Source organism: Aulosira sp. FACHB-615 (assembly GCF_014698045.1).
Classification (GTDB): domain Bacteria; phylum Cyanobacteriota; class Cyanobacteriia; order Cyanobacteriales; family Nostocaceae; genus Nostoc_B.
On sequence record NZ_JACJSE010000015.1, the window covers coordinates 104,124 to 117,746 of the forward strand.

The 13,623-nt window shown below is 39.1% G+C and carries 9 protein-coding genes; 6 read left to right on the forward strand and 3 right to left on the reverse strand.

Annotated elements, in window-relative coordinates:
* Positions 1-37: 37 nt before the first annotated feature.
* Entirely contained in the window at positions 38-2,035 is a 1,998-nt protein-coding gene (locus H6G77_RS21935; RefSeq protein WP_190872731.1) for a serine/threonine phosphatase, read from the forward strand.
* 92 nt (positions 2,036-2,127) lie between these two features.
* Complete coding sequence (locus tag H6G77_RS21940) at positions 2,128-3,387, forward strand: protein kinase domain-containing protein (RefSeq protein WP_190588805.1); 1,260 nt, start codon at positions 2,128-2,130, stop codon at positions 3,385-3,387.
* 77 nt (positions 3,388-3,464) lie between these two features.
* Here the strand turns inward: H6G77_RS21940 and H6G77_RS21945 are convergent, their stop codons facing one another.
* Positions 3,465-3,683: a DUF4327 family protein gene (locus H6G77_RS21945; protein WP_062291811.1), complete on the reverse strand. Its 219-nt coding sequence runs from the start codon at positions 3,681-3,683 to the stop codon at positions 3,465-3,467.
* Positions 3,684-4,443: 760 nt separating this feature from the next.
* Here H6G77_RS21945 and H6G77_RS21950 point away from each other — a divergent pair.
* The 3 genes from H6G77_RS21950 (at position 4,444) to H6G77_RS21960 (ending at position 10,479) form a co-directional block, all read left to right on the forward strand.
* Positions 4,444-4,827 (forward strand): tetratricopeptide repeat protein, encoded by a 384-nt coding sequence (locus H6G77_RS21950; protein ID WP_190673121.1) that lies wholly within the window; start codon positions 4,444-4,446, stop codon positions 4,825-4,827.
* Positions 4,828-4,906: 79 nt separating this feature from the next.
* The gene (locus tag H6G77_RS21955) at positions 4,907-8,275 is read left to right on the forward strand and encodes a glycosyltransferase (RefSeq protein WP_190872732.1); all 3,369 of its coding nucleotides are present in this window, start codon (positions 4,907-4,909) and stop codon (positions 8,273-8,275) included.
* Positions 8,276-8,367: 92 nt separating this feature from the next.
* Positions 8,368-10,479, forward strand: a complete 2,112-nt coding sequence (locus H6G77_RS21960) for a glycosyl transferase family 1 (RefSeq protein WP_242049282.1) — start codon at positions 8,368-8,370, stop codon at positions 10,477-10,479.
* On the opposite strand, the gene H6G77_RS36310 is transcribed toward H6G77_RS21960, so the two are convergent.
* Both H6G77_RS36310 and H6G77_RS21965 read right to left on the reverse strand, forming a co-directional pair.
* Positions 10,449-10,580, reverse strand: coding sequence for a hypothetical protein (locus H6G77_RS36310; protein ID WP_277880636.1), 132 nt, complete (start codon positions 10,578-10,580; stop codon positions 10,449-10,451). The two genes, H6G77_RS21960 and H6G77_RS36310, sit on opposite strands and share 31 nt — an antisense overlap.
* Before the next feature lie 73 nt (positions 10,581-10,653).
* Positions 10,654-12,918 (reverse strand): bifunctional (p)ppGpp synthetase/guanosine-3',5'-bis(diphosphate) 3'-pyrophosphohydrolase, encoded by a 2,265-nt coding sequence (locus tag H6G77_RS21965; protein ID WP_190588809.1) that lies wholly within the window; start codon positions 12,916-12,918, stop codon positions 10,654-10,656.
* Positions 12,919-13,200: 282 nt separating this feature from the next.
* Here H6G77_RS21965 and patD point away from each other — a divergent pair, with 282 nt between their 5' ends.
* Positions 13,201-13,560, forward strand: a complete 360-nt coding sequence (patD, locus tag H6G77_RS21970; protein ID WP_190588810.1) for a heterocyst frequency control protein PatD — start codon at positions 13,201-13,203, stop codon at positions 13,558-13,560.
* The last annotated feature ends 63 nt before the right edge of the window (positions 13,561-13,623 follow it).

Sequence of the window (13,623 nt, forward strand, 5' to 3'; positions counted from 1 at the left end):
AGAAGCACCTTGGAACGGGAATAAAGGAACTTCCACTATGCTGATTTGCCCTCAGTGTAAATTTGAGAACCCCAATGCTAATAAATTTTGCCAAAACTGTGGCACTTCCTTGACTCATCATGCTTGTCATGAATGTGGTACGGAAGTGCCATTACATGCCCAAAGTTGTCATAACTGCGGTGCTGAATGTGGGACAGTTTGGTGGGCAATTGTCACTAAAGAAGAAGGTGGGGACTGGGAATTAGGCAGTTGGCTAGATGATCAGGATGATTTACCAACTTTACCTCTTTCCACGGAATATACTTTACCGCTTGCTGCTAGACCTGTGTTGAAAGCAGGTTCTTACATAGATAAAGAACAACGCTATCAACTGCTAGAACCCTTGGCAATCTTTGATGACAATGCCCAACAAACTGAAGTAGGTGTACGAGTTTTAGATTGTCAGCCGTATCAAATATCACCAATTGGAGCTATTTTAGACAATCAAAACCAAGGATGGCTCACCGTAACAGGTCAAGAAATTGACATTCCTAAATTAGCTAAAGCTTACGTACAATTACAGGCGAAATGTCAAGTAGAAATACCAGCAATCCACGATGCTTGGCAGGAAGGAAATACCCAGGTTCTCTTAATTGAAGACCGTTCTGATTGGCCTTTGTTAATTGATTTGTGGAAAGAAGAGACAACAAGCTCGTTACAAATTTTACATTGGTTTTATCAAATGACCCAACTGTGGGCTGTGTTGGAACCTGTGAGATGTCGCCAAAGTTTGTTGGAGTTATCGAATCTGCGCTTGGATGAAGACCAAACATTGGCTTTGGCAAGATTGTATAGGGAAAGTGAAGCAGAAGCCGATGACATAGCCGAAGACGAAACATTATCACTAACAGAACAGCCGTTTAGTGTAAAAGTTTTGGGGGAAATTTGGCAGGAATTATTTAGACAGTCCCAACGGACGCAGTTTGGTGCGGTATTGCAGATTTTGGAGGATTTGAAACTAGGGAAAATTCAAATGATTGCCCAGTTGCGATCGCGCCTAGAAGCGATCGCCTCAGACCTAGAAACCTCAGCAATTCCTAGTTTTTCTCCCACCGCTCACCAACATCCCACAGCACCCACGATCATTCAGCTAGAAGATGATCCAGACGAAGACAGTTCTGGAAGAAGCGACGACTTACCCACCATCGTGCTGTCAATGCAATTAAGCAGTCTCGAAGATGTGGGATGCACCGATGTAGGTCGTCAGCGTCAACACAACGAAGACTACTTTGGCATCGACACGAAAATTGAGAAGCTAGAACTTCCCAGAAACCGCGTCTACCAAGCCCGTGGTTTATATATTCTCTGTGATGGAATGGGTGGTCATGCGGGTGGGGAAATAGCGAGTGAATTGGCTGTTAACACTGTCAAACAATACTTCCAAGAATTCTGGCAAACCAACCAGCGCCCAACCGAAGCAAATATGCGTGAGGCTGTTTATTTAGCTAATCAAGCAATTTATCAGCTAAATCAACAAGATGCGCGATCGGGTATTGGGCGGATGGGTACAACTTTGGTAATTTTGGTAATTCAAGATACCGAAGCTGTAGTGGCTCATGTGGGCGATAGCCGTCTCTACCGCTTAACCCGCAAACGCGGACTCGAACAAATCACCGTAGACCATGAAGTTGGACAAAGAGAAATTGCGCGGGGAGTAGAACCCAGCATAGCTTATGCCCGTCCTGATGCTTATCAATTAACCCAAGCTTTAGGGCCGCGTGACGAAAGCGCCATCGATCCTGATGTAGAGTTTTTTGACATTAATGAAGATAGTTTGCTAATTCTCGCCTCTGACGGTTTATCAGATAATGATTTACTAGAAACCCACTGGAAGAGTCATTTACTTCCTTTATTAAGTTCTGGCGCAAGCTTAGAACGGGGTGTCAATGAATTAATTGATGTGGCAAACCAAAAAAATGGTCATGACAACATTACTGCAATACTGGTGCGGGCAAAAGTCCGACCAAACATGGACAATTCCGGGGCTAGAGGCTAGAGATTAGAGGTTAGCTTCGAGTTTTTCCTCATCCCTACTCCCTACTCCCTACTCCCTACTCCCTACTCCCTATTTTTTATGCAGGTTTGATTGTGGTTATTGTGACGCTGTTAGAACCGCAACACAAAACACCCCTGAAACAGTGGTGCTTTGATAACTCCGCCGTCATTCGTATTGGTCGAGCGGCAGACAATCATGTGGTTTTATCCGATAGTTTGGTTTCCCGACATCATCTAGAACTCAGGCAAGTCAGTACTGATAATCATGAAGAATCTTGGCAGATATATAGTCAAGGTACAAATGGTACGTTTCTCAATGGCATTTTGGTAATTCAAAGTCCTCTACCGCACAATGCAGTTTTACAACTGGCGCAGGGAGGGCCAATACTGCAATTTCAAATTCAGGAGATATCGCCAGCGACTAATGCAGAGTCAGAAAAGTTGGCTGGATTTGTGCCGACAAATCAAGACCCTGCTAGGGCGGCTTACACTTGCACCCATGAAGGTAATTCTCCGCAAAATTTATTTTGTATTCATTGTGGTCAACCTCTTTCAGTGCAACAGACGATTCGTCAGTATCAGGTGTTGCGAACTTTGGGACAAGGAGGTATGGGAACCACATATTTAGCTTGGGATACACAAGGCTGGATGAGTGGAAATCCCCAACTTTTGGTCTTAAAGCAAATGAATGCTGATATGGCAAAAATAGCTAAAGCCCAAGAATTATTTGAGCGAGAAGCCAATACGCTGAAATCTCTCCATCATCCAGGTATCCCCAGGTATTATGACTTTTTTGTTGACGGTGGTAAAAAATACTTGGCTATGGAATTAGTACATGGGCAAGATTTAGAAAAACGAGTCCAGATGACTGGGCCTGTAACGCCTAGCCAAGCGATCGCCTGGATGATTCAAACCTGCGAAATTATAGACTATTTGCATAGCCAAGAACCACCACTGATTCATCGTGATATTAAACCCGCTAACCTGATGGTGCGAAATGCCAATAATCACATCGTGGTGTTAGATTTTGGTGCTGTGAAAGAAATTGGCACAACACCAGGTACACGCATTGGTGCAGAAGGTTATTGCGCCCCCGAACAAGAACGGGGACAACCTCTGATTCAATCAGATTTATATGCCATTGGGCCAACACTAATTTTTCTGCTGACTGGGGAAAATCCCTTTAAATTCTTCCGCCAAAAAGGACGAAATTTTCGGTTTGATGTGGCTAACTCTCCCACGATTACACCCCAAATTCGAGAGGTGATTGAACGTGTAACAGAGCCGTTACCACGCGATCGCTATCAAACCGCTAGGGAATTAGCCAATGCTTTAACAGCTTGCAAGGTATAAATTTGGAGGTGGGGAGTCGTAAGTAGGGAGTCGTGATTTTTCTTAGTCCCTACTCCCTACTCCCTATTCCCTATTTCCTATTCTTCATCCCAAGCTTCCACTGCCAACAGTTCACTGATTGGGTCTTGCATACTGAAGCCAAAGTCCAACAGTTCCTGTTTCCAGTGCTGCCAGTCATTGCCATAGAGAAAGGCAATTTTCCAAATGCTATCAGTGGGTTTGATGATATTTGATTCTACGAGTGATTGCACGTTACGCTGCAATTTCACCATTGGGTGAATTACTTGCTGAGTCATAACCTATGATTAAGTTCAGATTTCGTTTAGGTAAATGCTTAATCAAAACTGCTTTCCGCTAGGCAATTGTTATCGATGCGTAGAGCGTTGGAATTGGTAAAGCTAGTCTTAACTTTCTAACTATACCATAACAAACCCTGCTTGTTTTTGCATAAATTCGGTTTTGTACGGTAATTACCACCACAAAACTGAAATTTTTACTCACAAGCGATCGTCTATGCGTCACGAAAAAACTAACTGTTTTGAAAGTTGCATTGATAACACAAGTTGAATTTGCAGAATTTTATCTACATCAGCCATGAGTATGTGAGTACTTGTTAGAAAAACAAGAATTTTAGGCTGGTTTGAAGTCGTTTAAGACACGGCTAAGGAGAGTTTACCGCGTATATTTAGACGTAATATACAATATCGCAAACACCTGACATTAGATAGATTTATTACAAAAATTTATAAAAAATTAATTCTTTAGCAGAGATTAAACTAGCGCACAAAGCTTGTCTTGAATAATGGGTGTAAGGGTGTAGGTGTTCAAAACCTAGTCCGTTCGGTTGAAGCTCACGGTGAAGCCTTATCTCCCTTGTCCTCCTTGTCTTCCTTGTCACGCGAATAATTGCAAGTCTTCATTCAAGTAGTTCTTACGTACCGTCTGAAGAATTTTCAAAACTTTACAGCCATCATGTTAGTTTCCCTGGGGTGGTGGGTACTCTGATAACTGGAGGCTTGCTGGTATCTCAGTATTTTTGACAGCAACTATTGAGACATGTCTAGTTCTGGGGATGACTATATTATTTCTCGCCAAAAGAAAATTGACCTAAAGAAAAGGATTTTAACGGTAGTAGGTTTAGCCTCTTTCGTTGGTTCTACGGTATTTGGTGTGATTAGTGGAATACCACAAGCTCATCAGCAGTCTCAGAAAAAGAATGTATCTGTTGAGTCTTCTTTACAGGAACAAGCACGGGGTTATGAACTAGTTTTGCAACGAGAACCAAACAACCAAGCGGCTTTAGAGAAATTAGCTATAGCTAGAGTGCATTTAAAAGATCCCAAAGGAGCGATTGAGATTATGGAAAAGCTAGTTAAACTGCATCCTGACAGGCAAGACTACAAAACTGTTTTAGAGCAGATTAAGAAACAGCAAAATTAGAGCGATCGCTATTAATTTTTCTTGGATTTCAATAAGCAAATTTACTATCAGTAATCTTTCAAAAAGATTAATCATATCTATGAAATGTAAAATCTGTAATTCTAATAGTCACTTTTTTGGGAAAAATCTTTTATTAAATAAATATAATGTCAATTATTTTCAATGTTCTAATTGTGGTTTTGTTCAAACAGAAGAGCCTTACTGGCTAGAAGAAGCTTACTCTGATGTTATAGGCAAAAGTGATAGTGGTTTATTATTTCGTAATCAATATTGTTCTCAAAAAGCATATCAAATTATTTTTAATATATTTAATCATCAGTCCCGATTTTTAGATTATGGTGCTGGCTATGGTTTATTTGTGAGAATGATGAGAGATTCAGGATTTGATTTTTATTGGCTAGATAAGTTCTGTAATAATATATTTGCAAAAGGTTATACAACAAATGGAAATGAATCTTATGAATTAGTCACCGCGTTTGAGGTTTTTGAGCATTTTGTTAATCCTATAGAAGAGATAGAAAATATTTTAAAATTTTCTAGAAATATTTTGTTTAGTACAGAAATTCTACCTATAAATAATCCTAAGCCTGATGAATGGTGGTACTACGTACCGCAAGAAGGACAACACACATCAATATATACATTAAAATCTCTAGAAATAATTGCAGACAAGTACAATTTAAACTTTTATTCCAGTAATATATCTTACAACGGAATTACTTTACATTTACTTACAGAAAATAAGCTTGTACCTAATGTTTTTAATAATTTATGCCAGAGTCCTATTAAAGAAATAAGAAAAGTTTCATTATTGAATCAAATAACAGAAATTAAAATAGCATTAGATATTGCTGTCCTAGGTTTAGGGACTATCTTAGAAACTGCTAAAACTGGAGTTTTTAGAGTTACAGAAAATCTTTTAAAAGGACTACTAAAATCTCCACAGTGTTGTATTTATTTATGTACTAGTGAGCCTGATTTATTGGAGGCTTGTCAAATTTATATAAATCAAAATTTAGAGTATAAAAATCTTCCCGTATTTTATTTATCACAACTACAAGATTTAAATATAGACATTTATCACTCGACTTATTATCCTTTACCTCACAATATCTACTTTGCTACCAGAATCATCACACTGTATGACTTAATTCCAATTCTTTATCCACAATATTTTAACTATAATTCAGAACATATAGTTAAAACAATTATAGACCAGATAGATCCAAATGATTTTGTCTGCTGTATTTCTGAATCTACACAACAAGATATTTGTGCATATCGACAAAATCTCAATCACAATCAAGTCTTAGTTACACATTTAGCTGCTGATCAAGAAAAATTTTATCCTTGTACTGATTCAGACGTAATTAACCAAGTTAAACAAAAATATAAAATTCCTAATCAGCCTTATCTCTTAACTTTATCAACCCTAGAGCCAAGAAAAAATATTGCTCATGTTATTCGGGCTTTTTTGAGACTAATTCAAACCCATAATATTCATGACCTCAATCTAGTATTGGTAGGTACAAAAGGATGGCAATATGAAGAAATTTTTGCAGAAATAGACAAATTCCAAGAATTAAAAGACCGAATTATTATTACAGGTTTTGTACCTGATGAAGATTTAGCACCTTTATATTCCGGTGCATTAGCATTTTTATATGTGTCCTTTTATGAAGGTTTTGGCTTACCACCATTAGAAGCTATGCAATGCGGAACTCCGGTAATTACATCGAATACTTCTTCTTTACCCGAAGTTGTTGGAGATGCTGGAATTATGCTTGATCCTAATGACACATCAGGACTTGAGAATAATATACTGCGATTATATTCTGAACCAGAATTGCGAAAAAACTTAGCGAAAAAATCCCTTCAACAAGCTCAGAATTTCAGTTGGGATAAATATATTCAAGAAACTATTAAAATTTACGAACTAGCTAAAGCCAAATCTCAAACTTTACCTCGACGTAATATTTTAATTGATGGTGTCTTCTTTCAACTCTATCAAACAGGAATTGCTAGAGTTTGGCGGAGTTTGCTAGAGCAATGGTCAAATAGTGAATTTGCTAATCACATTTTAGTATTAGATAGAGGCAATACAGCACCCAAAATTAATGGTATCCGTTATCGTACAATCCCTGTTTATGACTATAACGATACCGATACAGATAAACAGATGCTTCAAGAAATATGTGATGAGGAAGGTGCAGATTTATTTATCTCTTCTTACTATACAACCTCATTAACAACACCTTCTGTATTCATGGCTTACGATATGATACCAGAGGTGTTGGGATGGGATGTAATTAATAATCCTATGTGGCGAGAAAAGCATTTAGCGATTCAAAGTGCATCTGCTTACATTGCTATTTCTCAACATACAGCGCGTGACATTAACAAATATTTCCCAGAAATATCTGTAGATTCTGTTACTGTTGCTCATTGTGGTGTTAATAGTAATTTTTCACCAGCAAAATCTGAAGAGGTTAATAGTTTTAAATCGAAGTATGGTATTACAAAGCCTTACTTTATTGTAGTTGGGGCTAGTAATGGTTATAAGAATAGTATGCTATTCTTCCAAGCATTTTCTCAGCTTGCCAGTAGCTATGGATTCGATATTATTTGTACAGGTAGTGGTGGGGTATTAGCGCCAGAATTTAGAGTTTGTACGTCGGGTAGTTCTGTTTATATGTTGCAACTTAGTGATGAGGAGTTAGCAACAGCTTATTCTGGTGCAGTGGCATTGGTTTATCCTTCTAAATATGAAGGTTTTGGGATGCCAATTGTTGAAGCAATGGCTTGTGGTTGTCCGGTGATTACTTGTCCGAATGCTTCAATTCCAGAAGTAGCAGGAGAGGCTGCAATATATGTGAAGGATGATGATGTAGATGGAATGGTAAATGCTTTATGTGATATCCAAAAGCCGAGGGTTCGTCAAGCATTGATTGAGGCTGGTTTGGCGCAAGCACAAAAATTTTCTTGGACGAAAATGGCTGATATTGTTAGTACTACATTGATTAATGCTAGTCTGCTATCTTTGAAGTTGAAGGAAATTAATGTTATTGTTTTCCCTGATTGGTCGCAATCGGAAGAGTTGCTGGGGTTAGAATTGGAATCTGTAATTAAAGCGATCGCAACTTATCCAGATAGTCAAAAAACTACTTTATTAATTAACACCAGTAATATTTCCACTGAGGATGCAGAACTATTACTTTCTGGCATCACCATGAATCTTTTGATGGAAGAGGACTTAGATATCAGTGAGGGATTAGAAATTGCTTTGGTTGGTAGTTTAGCAGATATTCAATGGCAAGCTTTATTACCTCGTCTCAGCAGCCGAATTATTTTAGGATATGAAGATAAGGCAATTGTGGCAGAACTCCCAATAGAGACACTACCAGCTTATGAACTAGAAAGCTTTATTAATCAACTTTGTGTTTTATAAAGTTTGAACTAACAGTTTGAATAATTTTAGTTAATGGTGAGTGCTTTAGTATTAAGGCACTCACTCTAGTTTAAAAAGAAGGAGAAGATAACTTGATTAGCACCACAGAAGAATTGAGTAATGATTCAGATTTTCTAAATACTAACGATATTAATATAATTGTTTTTCTTGACTGGTCACAGGCAGAAGATAATCTTTATCAAGATTTAGAAAAGGTAATTTATGCAGTCAATAATCATCCTGCTAGTAGTCAGATAAATCTAATGATTGATATTAGCGATGTTGCGGAAGATGTTGCTAATTTAGTATTGTCTGGTGTATTGATGAATCTGCTGATGGCGGATGATGCTGATGTTAGTGCAGGTTGTGAAGTTTCGCTAGTTGATAGTTCGGATTTTCAGCAATGGGAGATGATATCTCATCAAGTTCATGCGCGAATTATTTTAGATAACATTCATCCAGCCTCAATCACTAATATTTCTGAATATGCAATTGATGAATTTAGTACTATATCAATAGTGCAATTGATTTATGATTTAGCAAATAGATTATTTCAAATAGGATATTGGCAAGGAGCGATCGCACAATATCAAAAACTGCTAGGATTGCAAATCAATAACTTAGAAATTTACAGAAATTTAATTCATTGTTACAGAAGCTCTCAGCAAAATGAGGCTTATTATACAACACTACATCAGGCGATCGCACTCTATCCCACAGAAGGGAGTTTGCATTTTTCTTTAATCATCGACTTGCGGCGTGATGGTAGAACACAAGAAGCAATTGCTAGTGCGGAACATGCTTGTATATGCTTGCCGGATGATTATACTTTTAAACTGCTGAAATATTTAACAGTACCTAGCATTTATAATTATGTAGATGAAATAGAATTTTATCGTCAGCGTTACACCCAAGGCTTACAAGATTTAATTCAAAACACTAGCTTAAATACTCCAGAAGAAAAAATTAATGCCTTCAATGGTATAGGTCGTCTAACTAACTTTTATTTATCTTATCAAGCCCAAAATGACCGAGATTTACAACGTCAATATGGACAGTTAGTGCATGACATTATGGCGGCTAACTATCCCCAATGGGTTGCGCCTTTATCTATGCCAAAACTCCAGCCACAGCCAAAAATCCGCGTTGGCTATCTTTCACATTATTTACATTCTTATAGTGGCACATTATGGTTAACTGGTTGGCTACGTTATTGTAATCATCAAGACTTTGAAATTTACTGTTACTATACAGGTAATGACCCAGATCCAGTTACAGAACAATTTCAAGAATATAGTGATGTTTTTCACCATATTCCTTATAACTTGCCGGGAGTTTGTGAACAAGTAATTGCTGATAATTTACATATTTTAGTGTTTCCAGAAATTGGCATGAACCCACAAACAATGCAAATTGCTGCACTCAGACTTGCGCCTGTGCAGTGTGTAGCTTGGGGACATCCGGTAACAACTGGTTTACCAACAATTGATTATTTTTTATCAAGTGAGTTAATGGAACCGGAAAATGCCCAAGAACATTATTCGGAAACACTAATTCGTTTACCTAATATTGGTGTATCTTACCCCAAACCTTATATTCCGCCAATCATCAAAACTCGTTCAGATTTTCACCTTTCAGATGATGCGGTGATTTATTTATGTTGCCAAGCACCGTTTAAGTATTTACCCCAGTATGATTTTATTTTGGCAGAAATAGCCAGTCGCATACCGCAAGCTAAATTTGTATTTTTGCGAGGAACTTTACTTCGGTCGCGTTTACAACGTGCTTTTGCAGCGATAAGTTTAAACAGTGAAGATTATTGTGTATTTTTAAATATTCCCGATCGCCTAGATTATCTGATGATTAATTTATTATCAGATGTTTATTTGGATACTTTTACTTGGTCTGGTGGTAATACTACCTTAGAAGCGATCGCTTGTAATCTCCCTGTTGTCACTTGTCCAGGAGAATTTATGCGTGGTCGTCACTCAGATAGCTTTCTGAAAATGCTGGGAGTGACTGAAACCATCGCCGCCAATGAAGCAGAATATATTGATATCGCCGTTAAGTTGGGACTAGACTCAACTTGGCGAAACCACATTGCCGAAAAAATCAGCCAGCGTCATCATTTATTATTTGATGACCAGGCTTGTGTTGCTGGGTTGGAAAGTTTTTACAGGAAAGTGCTGAGTTTTGAGTGCTGAGTTTTGAGTGCTGAGTGCTGAGTGCTGAGTGCTGAGTGCTGAGTGCTGAGTGCTGAGTGCTGGGTTTGGAGTGCTGAGTAAATATTGTCTACTCCTGTCACCTATCACCTGTCACCTGTCACCTATCACCTGTCACCTATCACCTGTCACCTATCACCTGTCACCTCAAAACATTTACTCCTCTGCTTGACCGACGCGGCGAATATTGATGATGTCGCTCATTTTTTTAATTTGGACAAAGACTTGTTCAAGTTGGGAGCGATCGCGTATATCTATGCCTAAGTCCATTAATGCTGGTTGTCCACTGGCTGTTTTAACTTGGGCATGACGGACGTTAATACCTTGGTCACTTAACCGCGATAAAATATCCTTTAAAACGCCTACACGGTCTAGGGCTTCAATTTGGATATTGACTGGGTAAGTGTGGGGGCGAGAACTATTTTCTACTGCCAAATTCCATTTTACCGGCACTAGGCGATCGCCTTCAACACTATCCAAATTGTGACAGCCTTGGCGATGGATAGAAATTCCCCGACCGCGTGTCACTACGCCAATAATTGATTCTCCGGGAATTGGTGTACAACACCCCGCCAGATGATACACCAAACCCTCAACACCGAGAATCGGCGAATCGCTGGCGCGGGAACTGCTGTGGGGAACATCCCGTAAAGCTTTGGCTGATGATTCTTTGGGGACAAATGGTGGTATTACCATTGTGGCAGGTTGCTGTGCCTTGACCACATCCCGCCAGCGATTTAGGACTAAATTTAAGGTAATTTCGCCGTAACCCAAACCTGCGAGTAAATCTTCGACGCTGTGATAGTTGCACTTTTCCGCAACAGTCTGCATTGCATCGGATTTTAGCAAATTATCAAAACCAGTTTTACCGAGTTCTTTTTCTAACAAGTCTCGCCCACGGGTGACGTTTTCTTCGCGGCGCGATCGCTTGTACCATTGCTTAATCCGATATTTTGCCGTGGAAGTTCTGACAAAATTCAACCAGTCTAAACTCGGATGACCATTCTTTTGGGTGAGAATTTCGACAATATCGCCATTTTGTAACCTTGTAGATAAAGGTACTATCCGCCCATTTACCCTTGCACCTGAACAATGGTTTCCAACTTCTGTATGAATGCGATAGGCAAAATCTATACTAGTAGAACCAGGATTTAACGAGACAACATCACCCTTGGGCGTGAACACATAAACATCGTCTTCAAATAAGTTATCTTTAACGCTATCTAAATATTCTTGGGCATCTTTCAGGTCGCTTTGCCATTCTAATAATTGCCGTAACCAAGTAAACTTTTCATCAGCCGCCGTCAACGGACTATTAGAACCACCTGTTTCTTTGTACTTCCAATGGGCTGCAATACCATATTCGGCGATATGGTGCATTTCCAGAGTGCGAATTTGAATTTCTAAAGGACGACCGGTTAAACCAATAACCCCAGTGTGCAGAGACTGGTAACGGTTGGGTTTAGGTAAACCGATATAATCTTTAAATCTGCCGGGAATGGGGCGAAACGCATCATGAACAACCGCCAAAGCCCGATAACATTCTTCGTTAGTTTCGACAATAATTCGTAGCGCCGCTAAATCATAAATTTCATGAAATTCCTTTTGCTGTCGCTGCATTTTTTGATAAATGCTGTATAAATGTTTGGGACGACCACTAATATCTAAACAGCGAATTCCAGCTTGTTGTAAACGTTCTCGTAAAATATCTGTGGCTTTAGCTAATTTTTCTTCTCGCGCCGTGCGTTTTTCCGAAACATGCTGCTGCATTTGGCGAAAAGCTTCCGGTTCCAGATATTTAAAAGCTAAATCTTCCAGTTCCCACTTAATATGCCAAATACCCAAACGGTTGGCTAGAGGTGCAAAGATATCTCGTGTTTCTTGGGCGCTGCGACGACGGCTATCTTCTGACATATATTGCAGAGTTCGCATATTATGCAAACGGTCTGCTAACTTGACTACAATTACTCTAATATCTTGCGCCATTGACAAAAACATCCGGCGGAAATTTTCGGCTTGGCTTTCGGTTTTACTTTTGAAATTAATTTTAGAAAGTTTGGTTACACCTTCCACTAACCGCCGTACTTCTGAGCCAAATAGCTCTTCTATTTCTTCAATTGTGACATCTGTATCTTCAACTACATCATGAAGAAATCCAGCTGCTATCATAGCAGGACTACCCCCTAAATCGCGTAGCAGCCCAGCTACAGCAACGGGATGATAAATATACGGTTCTCCAGATTTGCGAAATTGTCCATGATGGAGTTGATAGGCAAAAGAAAATGCTCGACAAATTAACGACGCATCATTCTGTCTTCGGTCTTCTGGTTCGACACTTCTGGGTGATGACTCGCGTAAACATTTATTGAGCCATTCTGGAAGTGTAACGTCAATTGAAGTACTAGTAGCTATGCCGCTCATACAAAAGGTGATCGGTAAATAGTAAGATGGACGAAGTTTACAGCATCAACTAATGGTGATCCTGTGTCCCTGGTGGGGCGGTAAATGCAGTGTGAGGATGATGAGTCTCTTGCCTTGTGGTAGTCCTCCATTTTAGCTTTCAACAAGCATCATTTGGAAAAACCTACGATGGCGAATAAGCCTCAAAAGGGGATTTGAGGCTTGTGATAGTGATAGTGGTTCAAGAAGATATACTGTAGAAGAAAAAATTCTTGTCATTAATACTATCTTAAATGGCACTAGATGTCTTTAAATTGTGATAAATATCAAGCACTAGCAAAGTTATTAGTGCAGTTACGGTCTGATGTCACTGCTGGGGAATTTGACAAAACCCAACTGCGACAGCGTGTTGCTGATTTGCAGCAGTTGTTTCAACGCGAGATTGTGCCTTTAGCAACAGCAGATTCCAAAGAACTGTCTTATCAAACGGAAATCAGTAAACAATTGCGCTTATTGGAAATTGATATCACATTTTTCCAAGGCGCAAGGCAGGCAGCCACAGCAAAAACCAGACTTCAAACCATGAGCGATCGCCTCACTACTTTAATTCAATATTGCCATGCCATACTGCAACAAGAGACACCAGAAGTTTCTGAGGATTAGTTTGTCTGTTAAGTTTTGCCGTTAAATTCATCAGGATCAAAGAAATCTGGTACACAACATAGT